The sequence below is a fragment of the Pseudomonas sp. WHRI 8519 genome, assembly GCF_040224055.2.
In the GTDB taxonomy this organism is placed as follows: domain Bacteria; phylum Pseudomonadota; class Gammaproteobacteria; order Pseudomonadales; family Pseudomonadaceae; genus Aquipseudomonas; species Aquipseudomonas putida_X.
Genome location: NZ_CP167996.1, coordinates 3,101,219 through 3,118,458 on the forward strand (window position 1 = coordinate 3,101,219; position 17,240 = coordinate 3,118,458).

The 17,240-nt window shown below is 63.9% G+C and carries 19 protein-coding genes; 5 read left to right on the forward strand and 14 right to left on the reverse strand.

All coding sequences use genetic code 11. The features are described 5' to 3' along the window. Positions 1-13: 13 nt before the first annotated feature. Entirely contained in the window at positions 14-478 is a 465-nt protein-coding gene (locus tag ABRP30_RS14240; RefSeq protein ID WP_241803606.1) for a hemerythrin domain-containing protein, read from the forward strand. Positions 479-561: 83 nt separating this feature from the next. Here ABRP30_RS14240 and ABRP30_RS14245 read toward each other — a convergent pair whose 3' ends face one another. From ABRP30_RS14245 to ABRP30_RS14270, 6 genes are all read right to left on the reverse strand, one after another. Next, a complete protein-coding gene (locus ABRP30_RS14245) occupies positions 562-1,326 on the reverse strand; it encodes a hypothetical protein (protein ID WP_267816313.1) in 765 nt (254 codons plus the stop codon). A 105-nt stretch (positions 1,327-1,431) separates the two neighbouring features. Continuing rightward, entirely contained in the window at positions 1,432-1,815 is a 384-nt protein-coding gene (gene crcB / locus ABRP30_RS14250; protein ID WP_267816315.1) for a fluoride efflux transporter CrcB, read from the reverse strand. Then, positions 1,809-1,988, reverse strand: a complete 180-nt coding sequence (locus ABRP30_RS14255) for a DUF2986 domain-containing protein (protein ID WP_267816317.1) — start codon at positions 1,986-1,988, stop codon at positions 1,809-1,811. Before ABRP30_RS14255 ends, crcB begins: the two co-directional genes overlap by 7 nt. A gap of 78 nt (positions 1,989-2,066) precedes the next feature. Next, positions 2,067-2,267 (reverse strand): DUF1289 domain-containing protein, encoded by a 201-nt coding sequence (locus ABRP30_RS14260; protein ID WP_241803610.1) that lies wholly within the window; start codon positions 2,265-2,267, stop codon positions 2,067-2,069. A 76-nt stretch (positions 2,268-2,343) separates the two neighbouring features. Then, positions 2,344-4,602: a methyl-accepting chemotaxis protein gene (locus tag ABRP30_RS14265; protein WP_372490309.1), complete on the reverse strand. Its 2,259-nt coding sequence runs from the start codon at positions 4,600-4,602 to the stop codon at positions 2,344-2,346. Positions 4,603-4,708: 106 nt separating this feature from the next. Next, on the reverse strand, positions 4,709-5,641 hold the full coding sequence (locus ABRP30_RS14270; RefSeq protein ID WP_267816321.1) for a LysR family transcriptional regulator: 933 nt from the start codon (positions 5,639-5,641) through the stop codon (positions 4,709-4,711). Between the two features lie 132 nt (positions 5,642-5,773). Between ABRP30_RS14270 and ABRP30_RS14275 the strand changes: the two genes are divergently transcribed. Next, entirely contained in the window at positions 5,774-6,043 is a 270-nt protein-coding gene (locus tag ABRP30_RS14275) for a DUF2790 domain-containing protein (protein ID WP_267823980.1), read from the forward strand. Between the two features lies 1 nt (position 6,044). Here the strand turns inward: ABRP30_RS14275 and ABRP30_RS14280 are convergent, their stop codons facing one another. Further along, entirely contained in the window at positions 6,045-6,740 is a 696-nt protein-coding gene (locus tag ABRP30_RS14280; RefSeq protein WP_267816323.1) for a tRNA (adenine(22)-N(1))-methyltransferase TrmK, read from the reverse strand. 150 nt (positions 6,741-6,890) lie between these two features. Between ABRP30_RS14280 and ABRP30_RS14285 the strand changes: the two genes are divergently transcribed. Beyond that, positions 6,891-7,250 (forward strand): RidA family protein, encoded by a 360-nt coding sequence (locus ABRP30_RS14285; RefSeq protein WP_241803614.1) that lies wholly within the window; start codon positions 6,891-6,893, stop codon positions 7,248-7,250. Positions 7,251-7,402: 152 nt separating this feature from the next. After that, the gene (locus ABRP30_RS14290) at positions 7,403-9,403 is read left to right on the forward strand and encodes a U32 family peptidase (protein ID WP_349975628.1); all 2,001 of its coding nucleotides are present in this window, start codon (positions 7,403-7,405) and stop codon (positions 9,401-9,403) included. Positions 9,404-9,579: 176 nt separating this feature from the next. Here the strand turns inward: ABRP30_RS14290 and ABRP30_RS14295 are convergent, their stop codons facing one another. The 3 genes from ABRP30_RS14295 to ABRP30_RS14305 all read right to left on the reverse strand — a co-directional run bounded on the left by ABRP30_RS14295 (position 9,580) and on the right by ABRP30_RS14305 (position 13,393). Beyond that, positions 9,580-10,962, reverse strand: coding sequence for an aspartate aminotransferase family protein (locus ABRP30_RS14295; protein ID WP_349975629.1), 1,383 nt, complete (start codon positions 10,960-10,962; stop codon positions 9,580-9,582). A gap of 22 nt (positions 10,963-10,984) precedes the next feature. Beyond that, positions 10,985-12,475, reverse strand: coding sequence for an aldehyde dehydrogenase (locus ABRP30_RS14300; protein ID WP_349975630.1), 1,491 nt, complete (start codon positions 12,473-12,475; stop codon positions 10,985-10,987). Between the two features lie 69 nt (positions 12,476-12,544). Continuing rightward, a complete protein-coding gene (locus tag ABRP30_RS14305) occupies positions 12,545-13,393 on the reverse strand; it encodes a helix-turn-helix transcriptional regulator (protein ID WP_349975631.1) in 849 nt (282 codons plus the stop codon). A 123-nt stretch (positions 13,394-13,516) separates the two neighbouring features. On the opposite strand from ABRP30_RS14305, the gene ABRP30_RS14310 reads away from it, so the two are divergent. Further along, positions 13,517-14,428 (forward strand): LysR substrate-binding domain-containing protein, encoded by a 912-nt coding sequence (locus ABRP30_RS14310; RefSeq protein ID WP_241803619.1) that lies wholly within the window; start codon positions 13,517-13,519, stop codon positions 14,426-14,428. 48 nt (positions 14,429-14,476) lie between these two features. On the opposite strand, the gene madM is transcribed toward ABRP30_RS14310, so the two are convergent. The 4 genes from madM to ABRP30_RS14330 are packed head-to-tail and all read right to left on the reverse strand — an operon-like array spanning position 14,477 to position 17,240. After that, positions 14,477-15,241 carry a malonate transporter subunit MadM gene (gene madM / locus ABRP30_RS14315; protein WP_267816333.1) on the reverse strand — a complete coding sequence of 255 codons (765 nt, stop codon included), beginning with the start codon at positions 15,239-15,241 and terminating at the stop codon, positions 14,477-14,479. 5 nt (positions 15,242-15,246) lie between these two features. Beyond that, the gene (gene madL, locus ABRP30_RS14320) at positions 15,247-15,648 is read right to left on the reverse strand and encodes a malonate transporter subunit MadL (RefSeq protein ID WP_267816334.1); all 402 of its coding nucleotides are present in this window, start codon (positions 15,646-15,648) and stop codon (positions 15,247-15,249) included. Positions 15,649-15,708: 60 nt separating this feature from the next. Then, on the reverse strand, positions 15,709-16,629 hold the full coding sequence (gene mdcH, locus ABRP30_RS14325) for a malonate decarboxylase subunit epsilon (protein ID WP_349975632.1): 921 nt from the start codon (positions 16,627-16,629) through the stop codon (positions 15,709-15,711). Further along, complete coding sequence (locus tag ABRP30_RS14330; protein ID WP_349975633.1) at positions 16,626-17,240, reverse strand: malonate decarboxylase holo-ACP synthase; 615 nt, start codon at positions 17,238-17,240, stop codon at positions 16,626-16,628. Before ABRP30_RS14330 ends, mdcH begins: the two co-directional genes overlap by 4 nt.

The window sequence follows — 17,240 nt, forward strand, 5'->3', positions numbered from 1 at the left end:
GATGAGGTGCCACATGAACGCTATCGATCTGCTGATCCAGGACCACAAGCTGGTTAAGAAGCTGCTGGACGAACTGTCTTCGACCACCGAACGCGCCGTGAAAAAGCGTGCCGAACTCCTGCACCGGATCGAACAGGAGTTGCAGATCCATACCGCACTGGAAGAAGAGATCCTTTACCCAGCCATCAAACAGGCCGGGGGCAAGGAAGAAGCGAAAATGTATTACGAGGCGAAAGAGGAACACCGCACCGTCGACGCGCTGGTGTTACCCGACCTGCTGCACACCGAAACCGGCACGCTCGAATTCGCTGGCCGGGTCAAAGTGATGAAAGAGTTGCTCGAGCACCATATCGAAGAAGAGGAAGACGAGTTGTTTCCCACTGCGAAAAAGCTGTTGAGCAAAGACCTGCTGGAAGAAATGGGCCAAGCCATGCAAGCGCATAAAAAGATGCTCAAGGGTGAGCAGCGCGCCGCGTGAAGCAAAGCAGAAGGCCTGAAATGCGCTGGCAGATGCTGCGGGGCCTGTGGGCAGGGCTTTGAAACCCTACGGCTGCCCTCCCCTCAGCGTTTGCCGAGCATTTTCGCCAGCACGAACGTTGCCACCACGGCCAGCACGACTGCACCCGTAATGGACGGTACCGTACCCAACGGCTCGATCGAGCTTTTCACCGCCAGGTAGAAGCCCAGCACCCCTACAGCGCCGATGGCATTGCCACGCACGATCGCCCCCAGCTCCTGGTGGCCACCCTGAACATGGGCGAACACCGCCAGCGGCCAGGCGATCACCGGGATGGGTGCCAGCAGGCCGCTGGCCACCGGCCCCAGCCATTGGGCACTGGCAGTGATCGCCAGCAACAGCAGGGTTGCCGTGAGCATGCGCATGGGAATCACCCAGCGCGGCAGTGGCACAACCTTGGCGGCGCCGGTCTGCGTGTTGTTCGAGCTGAGGATGATGATCAGTGTAAGCAGGACCAACGTCACGCCGACGGACAATGCTACCCCACCCAAGCGGCTCATCATAAAGGCGGTACAGGCGTAAACCGCCAGGGCCGTGATGCAACCGGTGAAGGCGGACACACGCCGTGTCACCAGGAAGTAGAACAGATAGGTTGCTTGTACCGCAGCCACCCCTGCCAATGCGCCAGGCACCGCCTGCAAGGCAAAACCCGGGCCCTGTTCAAGGCTGAGGAACAACATGACCAATGCCGAGGTGACTGGCAACCCGGAGAGCAGCCCGCCGATCTGCGTGCCCCAGCGCCTGGCGGCCAGCGAGATGGCCAGCATGAGGGTCGGGGTGATCAGGAACTTGAGGTAGAAGGCAGTCATTGAGGGCAGCGTCGGTTTCAAAAGACAAGGGTGGGCTCATCGTGCCTGCAAGGCAGCAGACAAGCGCCCAATGCTAATGGAACCGCAGCAGCTTTACTCCGATTTTTAGCGCCCGCTGAAGAAGTAGAACGTCGCAAGGCCTGCTGCAGTCATCAACAAAGAACCCGTGACATGCACAGCGATGGAGCCCAGGGCCCATGAAATACGCCCCTCCTGGATAAGCGACACGACCTCTGCGGAAAAAGTGGAGAACGTGGTCAAGCCGCCACAAAACCCGGTGATCAGCAGCAGGCGCCATTCGGGGCTGAGCGACGGCGATGCAGAGAAGAAGGCGATGGACAAGCCAATGATGTAGCCACCAATGAGGTTGGCCAGCAGCGTACCGGGCGGCACGGCGGGGAAAAGTGCATTGAGCTTGACGCCCAGCCCCCAGCGTAACCAGGCACCGACCATGGCACCGACGCCAATGGCCAATAGCGACTTCAACATACGGCATCACGCTCCGGGCAAAGAGTTGGCGGGCACTGGGTACCGGCTTCACCTGCCAGCTTCAACCGATCGGCCTTGCAAATGTATTTAGGCTTGCTGCGCGGTGCCAGTTTGGCGGCGGCTTTTTTCTGGTGTGCTTGCAGCAACTGTTTGATTTTCTTGCGACGGTTCATGGTGCCACTCGGTACAAAGGGTTGATCAGGCAGGCAACATCTTAAGGGATGTATTCAGGCCCTGGGCGGTCCGGTATATCACTCGTTGCCCTGGCGCTTGGCGTTTTTCTTGACGATGGCCTTCATCCGCGTCGCAGCGCGCTGCACGGTGGCCATCTTCTCCGGGCGTTTCATGCCGCGCCACTTGCGGATTTCATCACGGGTTCGGCCACAGCTCACGCACAGCTCGCTGTTGAGCTGGCAAAGCGAGACGCAAGGGTTATCGATGTCTTTGGCCATGGGCTGCTCCGGTCGTGGCCGCGGATGATAACGTAAGGCGGCCAGATGCGGTGAAACCGGAGCATCCCAGTGGCCCTCAAGCCGCCGCGGCCGGCCTGGTGTCGCTGCTGACCTCGAACTGCCCGACCAGCTTCTGCAGCTTGCTGGCATTGGCCTTCACCGTCTCGGCGCTGCTTTGCAGGACCACCGCCGTCTGGCGCATTTCGCTGGAAGACTGGTTGACCTGCTCAATGGTCTTGCCATAAGCCAGGCTGCGCTGGTTGAGCTGCTGGATGATCAGGAACATGCTCTCTACCGCCTGGTGCAGCTGGACGTTCTCCGATGAAGCGTCCTCGGCCAGGCGTAGGCTGTCATCGACGTTCTGTACGCCCTGCTCCATGAAGCTGACGGCTTGCCCGGTTTCGCTCTGCAGCCCGGTGACCATGTGCCGGATGTCGTCGGCCGCACGCGCCGTACGCGCCGCTAGGCTGCGCACTTCATCGGCCACCACCGCGAAACCTCGGCCATGCTCGCCCGCGCGGGCGGCCTCGATGGCGGCATTGAGGGCCAGCAGGTTGGTCTGGTTGGTGATGTCGCTGATCAGCCCGCTGATGTTGCTGATCTGCGCCATCCGGCTGTCGAGCAGTTGCACACTGGAAGACGAGCGCGCTACCACATCCCGAATCGACTGGGTGCCCGCCTGTACCGCCAGGTACTGCTCGCGGGCACGGCTGACCACCTCGTCCATGGCCTGCTTCATCTGCTCTGCGCTGACCGAGGCCTGCTGCAGCTCGCCCAGTTGCTCCTCCATGATGATCATCATCTGGTGCACCGCCTCGGCCACCTCGGTGGAGGTGACGCTCGCTTCGTGGCTGCGGCCCAGCATCATCTGGTTGGTGGCGCCCACCGTGCGGCTGGCCTTGACCACCTGGCCTACTACCGAGTCCAAGCGGTCGATGAAACTGTTGATCCAGCGCGCCATGTCGCCACTTTCGTCATTGGCCATGGTCGTGGTGTCCAGGCGTTGGCGCAGGTTGCCCTCACCCTCGGCGATGGTACGCAGCACATCGGTCATGCCATTGAACCTGGCAGCCAGCCGCCTTGGCCCCACTGCACTGAACAGCAGCGTGGCAGCCAGCATGGCCAGCGCCAGCAACGCATCGGCGATGCCTTGCCCGAAGCCCGCGTAGTGTTGCACCAAAAAGTTGCAACCAAACACGCCCGCCATGATGGCGATGTAGGGCTTCATCAACCCGTAGCTGAGCGAGCGGCGCCGATAGACCTCCTCCAGATCGGCTTCGCACATCATGCCCCAGCGGTCCGGCGAGCCCGGCAACTGGAATGTGACGCCTTTGCCCACCACGGGCACATGGCGATAGTCCGAATAGCCAGGATAAGTCACGAACAGGTTGGCGCCCTGGCGGATGGTTTCCCGCACACCGGGATGAAGCTCGCCGGTGGCAGGGTCGGTAAACCGCAGTTCGAGCTCGGTGTGGTGCTGGACCTGCACGGTGCTCCACGCCGTATGCACCCCACTCTTGAGGTTCTCCCCGTGGGTGAAGGTGCCATCCTCGAAACGTGAGCGCGACAGGGCGGTGCCCGGTGCAATAGCAGGGTCGAAATGCGATTGCGCCATGAACAGGTAATTGTCACCGGACTCGGCATAGATATGCCCGGCTTCGCGCTGGATCAGGTCGCCCACCACATCGTTGGGCACCCGGCCGCAGAGGCAACCGTAAACCTTCCCTTGGGCTTTGAGCGGTTGATAGAACATCAACGTGACTTCATCGTGAAACCGCGATGAAGAAGGGCCGATCTGCAAGGTCAGCGGATCGACATACGGGCCGTGCAGGAACGGCGCTTTCAGCCCTTGGGCCAAAGCGCCACACTGTGCGATGGGTTGGCCATTGCTTCGTTGCGCCCAACTCGACAGCACAACCCTGCCATCGGTATCGACGACGAAGAGTTCCGAGAAGTCGTTCGCCTGGGCCAGCTTGTCCAGCAAAGCAGTGCGGTCGGCGTGAGCCACTGACGAGGCAAGGTTCTCAGCGAGTTCGGCCAGGTGCTCCCACTGTTCTCGCGCCCAGCTTTGCAGCAATTGCATGCGCGTCTGGGCCATGGCTTCGAAAGTCTGCTCGATGACCGGATACATCGCTCGGTTGAGCCCGCACGACCAGCCCATGCTGAGCTTGCCGGTTTTTCCGAACCACGGCAGCCAACGCTGCTCACCCGATGACAACTGCATGGAACCACTTGAAAGCGACATTATCTTCACCATACGCGACACCACAATGGCAAAGTGACAGCAAGTACTGCGCCAACTCGTATGCAAGCTAATGATTAGGTAGGTAGCCATGCCCTCTGTACGCCAATTTTGCACCAATGCCGGGCAAAAATTGGCACATGCGCCAATAGGGGTCGGTGTTTACTGCCACCTTTTCCGCGAGAGCCCCGGATCTGATTCAACGCCAGTACTGGGTGTCATCGACAATCTGTTCATGCCCTGCGAACAGTGCCGGTAGCTGCTCCTTGAGATAGTCGATCCAGGTCCGCACCTTGGCATCCAGGTAGTGCCGCGAGGGATACATGGCATACAGCGCACACTCGCGCAGACGGTAAGGCGCCAGCAGCCGCCGCAAGCGCCCCTGCTCGATCGCCTGGCTGGCGGTGTAGAACGGCAATAGCCCGATGCCCATGCCCAGTTCACTGGCCACCAGCATCGCGTCGGCGACGTTGGTCATGAAGCCGTCGCGCGGCGAGATAACGCAATGGTCCAACCCCTCCGGGAATACCCAGTCGCCTTCATACATCGGGTACGCCATGCGCAGGCACCGGTGTTCATGCAGGTCTTCGGGCCGCTCGGGAACGCCATGGGCATCCAGGTAACTGGGCGCGGCGCAGGGGATACTGAACACGGTGCCCAGCGGCACAGCGATCAGCTGCGAGTCGGGCAGCGCCTCGTTCAGGGTGATCACCACATCGTGGCCTTCGACCAGCGGGTCGGGGTTGCGCTGGGACAGGGTCAGCTCCACCACCACCTCCGGGCATAGGGCGTTGTAACCGGCCACCAGCGGCATCAGCAACAGGCCAAGGCCGTGCGGGCAATGCAGGCGCAGCCTGCCACGGGGGGTCAGGTGCGCGCCACGCGCTTCGCCCACCGCCTCCTCGGTCAACAGCATGATCTGCCGCGAGCGTTCCAGAAACCGCTCGCCGGCCTCACTCATGCGCAGGCGCCGGGTGGTGCGGTGCAGCAGGCGGGTCTGCAGCTGGTTTTCCAGCTCGGCGACGATCCGCGACACCTGGGCGGCAGAAATGTCCAGGGCGTTGGCCGCGGCGGCGAAGCTGCCGCACTCCACTACCCGGGTGAAGGTACGCATGGCGTGCAGCATGTCCATGGGGGCTGGTCTCCTTGGTTCGTGCTTATTCGTACACTAAAGGCAGGAATCTATCACGACTTAGCCCATTTATTGTGCGCAGCAAAGCAATACATCATGGGTGAAACATTGATGAAGGAGCTTTCCATGAACATCAAACGCTCGATCGCGTTGCTTGCGTGCGCTGCCGCCTTTGCCTCGTTCGGTGCCTTGGCCGCCCCGGCCGCCGCCCAACCGGTCGCCAGCGACAGCGCCAACTACGAATACGGCATGCCGCTGGATGTCGCCAAAGTCGTCTCGATCTCCCCGGCGAGCAACATTGCCGATTGCCAGGTGGGCACCGCGCACATGGTCTACGTCGACCATCAGGGCCAGACCCACGAGGTCAACTACCGGGAAATGGGTAACTGCTCGCAGCAATGACTCAGGCCAGCACCTGGGTGATCCAGCCAACCTGCCTGGCAAAGTCCTGCAGCTTGTGTTGCGCGATCGCATCCCGGGCGCGTTCGAAGTTGGCCAGGGTCTGCTGCTTCTGACGCAGCATGCGTTGCCACTTGGTGACGAACGCTGGGCTTTTCTCACGCATCAGCACCGGCCCGAAATACAACTCTTCGGCACTGTAGACCACCGCTGCGCCCGGCTCGGCAACGATGATCTCGTAATCGAAGCGGTTTTCACGCAACACCTCTTCGCAGACGATCCGATACCCGTTGGCCATCAGCCAGGCCCGTAGCTCGCGCTCACCGCCGTTGGGCTGCAGGATCAAACGCTCGCTGCCGCTCAGGCGTGCCTTGCCCCGCTCCAGGATTTCGCACAGGGTGTCGCCACCCATGCCGCAGATACTGACCGCCGAGATGCGGTCCTGCGCCTGGATCGCCTCGAGGCCATCGGCCAGGCGAACGGTGATGCGTTCGTCAAGGCCGTTGCGGCGCACATTGCGCTGGGCCGACGCATAAGGCGTATGCGCCACCTCCCCGGCCACGGCCGCTTCGATCGTGCCACGCAGCGCCAGGGCCACCGGCAGGTAGCCGTGGTCCGAGCCGATATCGGCCAGGCGCGCGCCCTGCGGCACATGCGCCGCCACGCGCTCCAGGCGCATGGACAATGTCTGTTCGTTCAACTCAAGCCCCTTGCTCAACAATCGGCGCGATTCTGACCGCCGTGGCGCGGTATTACAATGCGCATGGGCCAAGCGGCGCCCTGTGGCTCGACCCCTGCGCCGTGCTCGCGTAGGCTTGCGGCTTTCCTTCCGTCGCAAGGCAAACACTTCATGACCGACATCATCTTCACCCCCGACTCCGATGCCGAATCCATTTCTTCCGACGTCGCCGAGTTCAACGGCGTGCTGGTCACCACCCAGATTCCTGCTGATCTGGACGGCGATATCGTGCAGCAGAGCGAAAGCACCCTGCAGGCCCTCAAAGAGGCCCTGGAAAAGGCCGGCAGCGGCATGGACCGGGTCATGCACCTGACTATCTACCTCACCGACATGGCCGACCGCGCCGCCTTCAACGAGGTGTACCAGCGTTTCTTCAGCAAGCCGTGGCCGGTGCGTGCTGCCGTGGGCGTGGCGGCGCTGGCGTACCCGCAAATGCGTGTGGAAGTGACCGCCATGGCCGCCAAGGGCTGACACAGCCGGTACCACCGCCAGGGGCTGCAAAGCGGCCCCAACCCAAGCAGCACGCAGTACCGGCCAAGCACCTCTGGGCAGGCAGAGCATGCCACTGGCCCATTTCCCCGCTACAATGCCGCCCTACCGTGACAGCCCGAACCTATAACGACATGTCCCTTCCAAAGAATCACCTGGAACTGCTCAGCCCTGCCCGTGACGTGGCCATCGCCCGTGAAGCGATCCTGCACGGCGCTGACGCCATCTACATCGGTGGCCCGAGTTTTGGCGCGCGCCACAACGCCTGCAACGAAGTCGGCGAAATCGCCGAGCTGGTGACGTTCGCCCGGCGTTACCACGCCCGCGTGTTCACCACCATCAACACCATCCTGCACGACAACGAGCTGGAACCGGCGCGCAAGCTTATCCATCAGCTGTACGATGCCGGCGTCGATGCACTGATCGTGCAGGACCTGGGGGTGATGGAACTGGACATCCCGCCGATCGAGCTGCATGCCAGCACCCAGACCGACATCCGCACCCTGGAGCGGGCCAAGTTCCTCGACCAGGCCGGCTTCTCCCAGCTGGTACTGGCCCGTGAACTGAACCTGCAGCAGATCCGCGCCATCGCCGCCGAGACCGATGCAGCCATCGAGTTCTTCATTCACGGCGCGCTGTGCGTGGCCTTCTCCGGCCAGTGCAACATTTCCCACGCCCAGACCGGCCGCAGCGCCAACCGTGGCGACTGCTCGCAGGCCTGCCGCCTGCCGTACACCCTCAAGGACGACCAGGGCCGCGTGGTGGCGTTCGAGAAGCACCTGCTGTCGATGAAGGACAACAACCAGACCGCCAACCTGCGCGACCTGGTCGATGCCGGGGTGCGCTCGTTCAAGATCGAGGGCCGCTACAAGGACATGGGCTATGTGAAGAACATCACCGCCCACTACCGCAAAGAGCTCGACGCCATTCTCGAAGACCGCCCGGACCTGGCCCGTGCCTCCAGCGGCCGCACCGAGCACTTCTTCGTCCCCGATCCTGACAAGACCTTCCATCGTGGCAGCACCGACTACTTCGTCACCGACCGCAAGGTGGACATCGGCGCCTTCGACTCACCCACTTTCACCGGCCTGCCGGTAGGTGTGGTGGAAAAAGTCGGCAAGCGCGACCTGCAGGTGGTCACCGAAGTACCGCTGACCAACGGCGATGGCCTCAACGTGCTGGTCAAGCGTGAAGTGGTGGGGTTCCGAGCCAACATCGCTGAGCCGCGTGGCGAGTTCGAAGAAGACGGCCACAAGCGCTACCGCTACCGGGTCGAACCCAACGAGATGCCTGAAGGCCTGCATCAGTTGCGGCCCAATCACCCGCTGTCGCGCAACCTGGACCACAACTGGCAGCAGGCCCTGCAGCGCACCTCGGCCGAGCGCCGTGTCGGTGTGGAGTGGCACGCCGTGCTCACCGAGCAGCGCCTGATGCTGGGGGTTTGCAGTGAGGAAGGCGTCAGTGTGCAGGTCGCCCTGGATGGCCCGTTCGGCGTAGCCAACAAGCCCCAGCAGGCCCTGGACCAGTTGCACGACCTGCTCGGCCAGCTGGGTACCACGATGTACCACGCCAACGCCATCGTGCTGGACGCACCGCAGGCTTACTTCATCCCCAACTCGCAGCTCAAGGCCCTGCGCCGCGAAGCCATCGAGGCGCTTACCGAAGCGCGCATCAAGGCCCACCCGCGTGGCGGGCGCAAGGCCGAGACCACGCCGCCGCCGGTTTACCCGGAGTCGCACCTGTCGTTCCTGGCCAACGTGTACAACCAAAAGGCCCGCGACTTCTACCACCGCCACGGCGTGCAATTGATCGATGCGGCGTACGAAGCGCACGAGGAGCATGGTGAAGTGCCGGTGATGATCACCAAGCACTGCCTGCGTTTCTCGTTCAACCTGTGCCCCAAACAAGCCAAGGGTGTGACCGGCGTGCGCACCAAGGTGGCGCCGATGCAGCTGATCCAGGGTGATGAAGTGCTGACCCTGAAGTTCGACTGCAAGCCATGCGAAATGCATGTGGTTGGCAAGATGAAGAGCCACATCATCGACCTGCCGACACCCGGCAGTGCCGTGGCACAGGTCGTCGGGCACATCAGTCCGGAAGACCTGCTCAAGACCATCCCCCGGGCACCGCACTGAGGGTGGGCCTGTAAAGGCCCATCGCCGGCAAGCCGGCCCACCGCGACCGCGCAGTTCTTCAGGCCTGCGCTTTACCTGTGCAAGCAACGGTCTTGCCCAATTTCCAAAAGCCGCCGCAATCCAGGTGGGAGCCGGCTTGCCGGCGATGGCTCGCAACGCGAGCCCTCCTCGGAACCTTACAAAATCCCCAAGCCCCGCGCCGTCCGGTCCACGGCCATGCGCGTCTTGTCCACCAGCTCATCGAGCTCGCCATGCGTGGCCACCAGCGCCGGCGCCATGATCATCCGCCCCAGCGTCGAACGAATGATCACACCTTCCTCGAACCCGTAGGTGCGGCACTGCCAGGCCAGGTCATTCTCATTGGCGTAACGCTTGCGGCTGCCCTTGTCCTCGGCGAACTGCAACGCCGCCACCAACCCCGCGCCCTGCACCTGGCCAATCAACGGATGGTTGGCAAATACCTCACGCAGGATGCGCTGCAGGTATGGGCCAGTATCGTCCTTGACCTGGCGCACGATGCCTTCGTCGCGCAGCGCCTTGAGGTTGGCGATGGCCACTGCGGCTGCCACCGGGTGGCCGGAATACGTCAGGCCGTGGGCAAATACCCCGCCCCGCTCCACCAGCGCCTCGGCGATGCGCTTGCTCAGCACCAGGCCACCCATGGGCACATAACCCGACGTCAGGCCTTTGGCGATGGACAGCGTGTCAGGCTCGAAACCGAAGTACTCATGGGCGAACCATTCACCGGTACGGCCAAAGCCACCAATCACCTCGTCCGCGCACAGCAACACATCGTACTGGCGGCAGATGCGCTGGATTTCCGGCCAGTAGCTTTCCGGCGGGAAGATCATCCCGCCCGCGCCCTGGAACGGCTCGGCGATGAAACCGGCAACGTTCTCTGCACCCAGTTCAAGGATCTTTTCCTCCAGTTGCAAAGCACAACGACGACCGAACTCGGCCGGGCTCAGCTCGCCGCCTTCGGCGTACCAGTACGGCTCATCGATGTGCGCCACATCCGGAATAAGCCCACCCATTTCATGCATGAACTTCATGCCACCCAACGCTGTGGCGGCCAGGGTCGAGCCGTGGTAGCCGTTCCAGCGGCCGATCATGACCTTCTTGTTCGGTTGCCCGACCACCTGCCAGTAACGGCGCACGGTGCGGATCAGCACTTCGTTGGCCTCGGAGCCGGAGTTGGTGTAGATCGCGTGGCTGTAGTGCCCGGGCAGCAGGCTGAACAACAGTTCGGACAGCTCGATCACCGCCGGGTGGGTGGTGTGGAAGAACATGTTGTAGTACGCCAGCTGGTCCATCTGCGCGGCGGCGGCGGCAGTCAGGTCCTTGCGGCCGTAGCCCAGCTGGGTGCACCACAGGCCAGACATGCCGTCCAGGTAGCGCCTGCCGTCGTTGTCCCACAGGTACAGGCGTTCGCCGCGGGTGATCACCCGCGGGCCTTCGGCGTTGAGCGCCTTCTGGTCAAGGAAGGCGTGGATGTGGTGGGCCGCGTCACTGGCCTGGTAGTCGCGGGTGTCGCGTTGCGGCTGGAAGGGGGCGTTCATTGTCGTTCTCCGTGAGTGAGGGTCAGCGCAGCTGGAACCAGGTGGTCTTGAGCTGGGTGTACTTGTCGAAGGCGTGCAGCGACAGGTCGCGGCCAAAGCCCGACTGGCGGCCGCCACCAAAGGGCACCGCCACATCGAGGGCATCGACCGTGTTGACCGAGACAGTGCCCGCCTTCAACTGCCGGGCCACGCGGTGGGCGCGGTTGAGGTCGTCGCTCCACAGCGAAGCGGCCAGGCCATAAACGCTGTCGTTGGCCAGGCGTACGGCCTGCGCTTCGTCGTCAAAGGCCGTGATCGCCAGCACGGGGCCGAATACTTCTTCGCGGGCCAGGGCCGAATCCGGACGCACGTCGGCGAACACCGTCGGCGCGATGAAGTTGTTCGAGCCGTTGAAGCTCAGCCGCTGGCCGCCGCACAACAGGCGGGCGCCGTCGCCCTGGGCCTGCTCGATGGCCGCCATGACGCGTGCGCTCTGCGCGTCGTCGACGATGGCGCCGGCACGGCTGGCCGGGTCGAGGGGATCGCCGGGCTGCCACTGGCGGGCCTTGGCCAGCAGGCGCTCGACGAATTCGTCGTGGACCGAGCGCTGCACATAAAGGCGCGAATTGGCAGAGCACACCTCGCCCTGGTTGAAGAAGATGCCGAAGGCCGCTTTCTCCGCTGCCAGGTCCAGGTCCTGGCAGTCGTCGAACACCAGGTTCGGGCTCTTGCCACCACACTCCAGCCACACCTGCTTGAGGTTTGATTGCGCCGAGTACTGCATGAAGTACTTGCCCACCTGGGTCGACCCGGTGAACACCAGGCAATCCACATCCGGGTGCAGGCCAAGGGCACGGCCAGCGCTTTCACCCAGGCCCGGCACCACGTTCAGCACCCCTTCGGGCACCCCTGCCTCCAGCGCCAGCTCGGCCAGGCGCAGGGCAGAGAACGGCGACTGCTCGGCGGGTTTGAGCACCACACTGTTGCCGGCGGCCAGTGCCGGGGCGACCTTCCAGGCAGCCATGTCCAGCGGGAAATTCCATGGCACCACGGCGCCGACCACACCCAGCGCTTCACGCGTGACCGTGGCCAGGGCATTGCCAGCCGTTGGCGCGACCTGGTCGTAGACCTTGTCCAGCGCCTCACCGTACCAGGCGAATACGTTGGCCGCGCCTGGCACGTCGATGGTGTAGGCATCCATCACGGGCTTGCCCATGTTCAGCGAGTCGAGCAGCGCCAGCTCCTCGCGGTGGGCCATCATCAGTTCGGCCAGGCGCAGCAACACCCCCTTGCGCGCCGCAGGTGCCATGCGCGCCCAGGGGCCTTGCTCGAAGGCGCGCCGCGCCGCACGCACTGCCTGGTCGATTTCGGCATCGCCGCACGCGGCGACCTGGGCCAGCAACTGCCGGTTGGCCGGGTTGATGGCATCGAAGGTCTCCCCGGACTGCGGGGCCAGCGGGCGGCCGTCGATCAGCGCCGTGGTGATGAAGCTTTGCCGTGCAGCGCGCTGCTGCCAATCGCTTTTCGTATGCACGCAGGTCTCCCTTTCGGCCGCGCGTGCGGCCGGTTGCAGGTGTTGTAGATGTGGGTGGACGTGGCGCCGTCAGCGCCTTCGCAGGTAGCTTTCCAGCGGGTCCTTGCTCAGGCCTTCCTGGGCCTGGGCCAGCGAATCGATGAACAGCGAAAACAGCTCGGACTGCTTGGCGATGTCCAGCTTGGTGTAGAGATTCTTGCGGTGGGTCTTGACCGTGTCTTCACTGATGCCCAGGCGCTCGGCCAGCGAGCGCGTCGAGTGGCCGCGCAGCAGGTACTGGGCGATACGGCACTCGCGCTCCGTGAGCAGTGAAGAGCCGAAGTTGTTCAGCGCGGCGTTGATCTGCCGGCCCAGGGCACTTTCAAAGCGCCCGCCCACGGCGTCGACATCCAGGTGGCTCCACTGGCGACGCACCACGGCCACCACCCAGGGCGCCACACACTTGAGGTCGCTGACCTGCTGACGGTCCAGGCGGCGGGTACTGGCCAGGGCCACGGCGATGCTTAGATGTTCATCCAGAGGGACGATGAAGTTCAGTTCGTCCTCAAGGTGTGCGTGCTGGTAGAACGACAGGTAGTACTCGCTGCGCTTGAAATGGTCCGGGGCAACGTCGCTGAGGCGAAAGCAGCCGGCCGCCACACCGTCCATGCAGGCACGGTAGAACGGGCACAGCAGGTAGTAGCCTTCCAGGTAGCGCTGCACGTTGCCTTCCGGCAGCCATGGGCCCTCCTCGTCCTTGACGAACAGCGCCGAGGGCAGGCCCTTGCGTGGGTAAAGAAACACCGTGATGGCCTGGCACGGCGCCAGCAACTTGAGCGCGGCGAACAACGCCTCGACGAAGCCCGGCGTGCCTTGGGCGTCGATGACACGGCCCATCTGCGCGTACCAGTCGGGCGATTTCAGCCGGTCTTTGCTCATTGTCGTTGTCCCATGCCGGGGTGGTCATGGTTGGGATTCTTGCATGGGATGCCGGGGCCGGCCATCACCCTTCGGGGTGAGGTTGTGGCATGCTCTGCAGCTCTTTCATTTCAGGGCCTGTACATGCTGATCGACGAAGAACTTACCCTGAAAAAGCTCGAGACCTTCCTCGCGTTCATGCGCAGCGGCAACCTCGGCCGCGCCGCCGCCGAGCTGTCTACCAGCGCGGTCAGCGTGCACCGGGCCATTCATTCGCTGGAAAGCGCCCTGCGCTGCCCGCTGTTCAAGCACGAAGGTCGTCAGCTGATTCCGCTCGAAAGCGCCTATGTGCTGGAGAAGAAGGCCCGCCAGTTGATCCAGGACGCTGAGCAGATGGTGCGCCAGACCCGCGAGGCGGCCGGCTTCTACGCCGAACGCTTCCGCCTCGGGGCGCTGTACTCGCTGACCGTCAAGACCGTGCCCAAACTGGTGATGGGCCTGAAGCTGCGGCGCAGTGCACTGAACATCGACCTGACCCTGGGCTCGAACGTCGACCTGCTGCAGCGGCTGAAGAATCATGAACTCGAAGCGGTGCTGGTGTCGCTGGATGAAAGCGTGGCCGACCCTGCCTGCGAGCAGTTACCGCTGTTCTCCGACGATATCTACCTCGCCGTACCCACCGATTCGCCGTTTGCCGAGCAACAGGAAGTGGACCTGGCGGACCTGGCCGAGTCCACCTTCATCACCCTGACCCAAGGCTTTGCCACCCACCGCGATGGCGCACGGGTGTTCCAGCAGGCCGGGTTCGAGCCGAAGGTGGCGATGCAGGTGAACGACATCTTCACCCTCCTGAGCATGGTCAGTTCGGGGGTGGGCTTTGCGCTGTTGCCCGGGCGCATTGCCGCGGTGTACGAAAACCGTGTGAAGCTGATTGCGCTGCAGCCGCGTTACCGGCTGCAGCAGCATATCGGTGTGGTGTTCCTCAAGGCCCGCGAGCGCGAGCCCAACCTGCTGGCACTGCTGGCGGAGTGCCGAATGTACAGCCGGGAAAACTGAGCGCCGCGCACCGCGGCGGTTCGGCAGAACCACCACGGCAAGGCTCGGCTAGGCCATCAGGCCACGCATGCAGAAGTACAGCAGTGAAGGGCCCAGCAGGCAGCCCAGGGCGGTGTAGAACGCTGCGGTCAGGCAGCCATAGGGAACCAGCTTGGGGTCGGTCGCCGCCAGGCCGCCCGCCACGCCGCTGGAGGTGCCCATCAAGCCACCGAAGATCACCGCGGTGCGCGGGTTGTTCAAACCGATCATCGGGGCCACGAAGGGCGTCACCACCATGACCAGGATGGCTTTGACCAGCCCCGCGGCAATCGACAGCGCCATCACCTCGGAGCTTGCACCAATCGCAGCGCCCGTCACCGGCCCGACGATATAGGTCACTGCCCCGGCGCCGATGGTGGTCAGGCTGACCGCATCGGTGTAACCAAAGGCCATGGCCACCCCTACCCCTGCGACGAACGAGGTGCCGATACCGAAGAACAACGCGATCACCCCGGACAGCCCGGCGCGCTTGAGTTCTTCGATGTTGACGCCAAAAGCCGTGGCGACGATGGCGAAGTCGCGCAACATGGCCCCACCCAGCAGGCCGATGCCAGACAGCAGCGGAATGTCCACCAAGCCTTTCTGCCCGCCGGTCATCACCCCACCGACGTAAGACAATGCCAGGCCGAGGAAAATCGCGATGGCAGAGCCATGCAGACGCCCGCGGGTCAGCTTGTCGGAGAGCCAGTAGGACAGCCACATGGTTACGCCGATCACTGCGAAACCACTGACCAGGCCATACCCGTTGATCACTTTCATCATCGATTCGTACATGGCGGTCACCGTTGCGCAGCAGTCAGGGGTTTGTCGGTGCCCGCCTCAGGCTTCTTTTGCCCGATGCGGTCCAGCAGCGGCACCATGGCGAAGCTTGCGATCACCGCCACGACGCCGGCCGTTATCGCCATCGGCCCGCCGGACAGCGCACCCAGTACGTTCTGCTGGGCGGCCATGGCGACCACGATGGGAATGTAGATGGCGCTCCAGAATTCCACGCCCTGTTCGGACTTGGCCTTGATCAGGCCACGCTTGTTGAGGTAACTGCCGATGAAGATCAGCAGCAGCATGGCGATGCCGACACCGCCGACGTTGGCTGGGACACCCAGGAGCTTGCCCAGGAGTTCGCCGATGAACAGGCCTACAAGGGTACACAGGGCCAGAAAGGCCACACCGTAAATGATCATTGTTGTTGTCCTCGCGTTGGGTCGAAGTTGCTTGTTGTTGTCCTTCGAAAAACACGGCATTTATGGGCGCTGGCTGACCTCCTGACGCAGCAGGGCGTCCACTGTATCGAATCGGGTTTGCTCCAGGGCAAGTACACGCCCCTGCTCGAACACCGGGCGGGCCAGGCCGGTCAGCACGCTGCCGGGCGGTAGCTCCAGGTGCAGGCGCACGCCGCGCTCATAGGCGTTGCGCAACGTAGCACGCCAATCGACGAGCCGGGCCATGTTGCCGGCCAGGTCGTCACGCAGGCGTTGCGGATCGAACAGCGGCCGCGCGCTGCTGCCACTGAGGTAGGTGATGTGTGGGCGGTTTATCTGCACACCGGCAAATGCCTGTGCCAGCTCGGCCGCCGGGCCGTCGAGCAAGCGGCAATGAGACGGCACGCTGACCGCCAGGCGCCGGGCCACGCCCTGGCCGCGGCTGCGCGCCTTGGCGGCGACCTCGGCCATGGCCTTGTCGCTGCCGGCGATGACGATCTGGTTGTCGCTGTTGAGGTTGGCCAGGTACACCTCGCCGCCCACCTGCGCCAGCAAGCGCTCGACACTGGCCAGGTCCAGGCCACTGAGGGCCGTCATGCCGTAGCCTTGAGGGTAGGCCCGTTGCATCAGCTCACCGCGCAGGGCCACAAGGCGTACGGCATCGGCAAACGCCAGGGCGCCCGCCGTGACGGCGGCAGGGTAGGCGCCGATCGACAGCCCTGCCACATACTCAGGCGCCGGGCTGCGCTGCAACAACGTGCGCGCCCAGGCCACCCCGGCCAACAGCAGGCACAACTGCACGGCGCGGGTAGTTTGCAATGCCTGCGGGCTGTCCAGGACCAGCACCTGTTCACCGAGGGTGTCACTGGCCTCCTCCAGCAACGCTGCCGAGCCCTCGGGAAGGCGGTGAAGCATCCCCGCCTGCTGGGCGCCCTGCCCAGGGAACGCGAACAGGCTGCTCACGCTGCGCACTCCAGCAGGTTCCACGGGTCGGCCACCAGCCGTGCGCCAAGCGCCGACTTGAGCAGCACACGCGGTGCCGCCCCGGCCCATTCACGCAGGGCGATGCCACCTGCGGGGGTTTGCAGTTGCACATCGATACCGCAAGGCCCGCAGTCGAGGCTATCGAGCAACTCACGCGCCGCGGCCCGGCTCATGGGCCGCGGTGTGCGTAGCAGCAGGTCAAGGTCGCTGGCCGCGTGCAGCACCTCGACCCCGGTAGCCAGTTGGTAACCCACCCCGCCTGTCGGCCCCCAGGCCAGCCCGCTGGCGTCGAGCAGCGGGGCCACGCTGGCCAGCGCCTGTAGCGCAGGCCAGGGGCTCGCGCCCTGCCCGCGCAAGGCTTCCGGGCGCAGATGCCGGCGAATGTCCGCCAGGCGCATCTGCACACCCAGGCGCTGGGCGCGCCCCTCCCCGCGCAACCCCACCGCCACCCACCCTGCCGCGCAGAACGCTCGGCGCACCACCACCGGTTGCCCGGCTGCCAGTACCTGCGTCGCCCAGGCAGGGGCATCGTCAGGGAGCGCGGCCGGGGCCATCCCCCAGAGCAGGTCATGTGGCTGCGGCACGCTCAT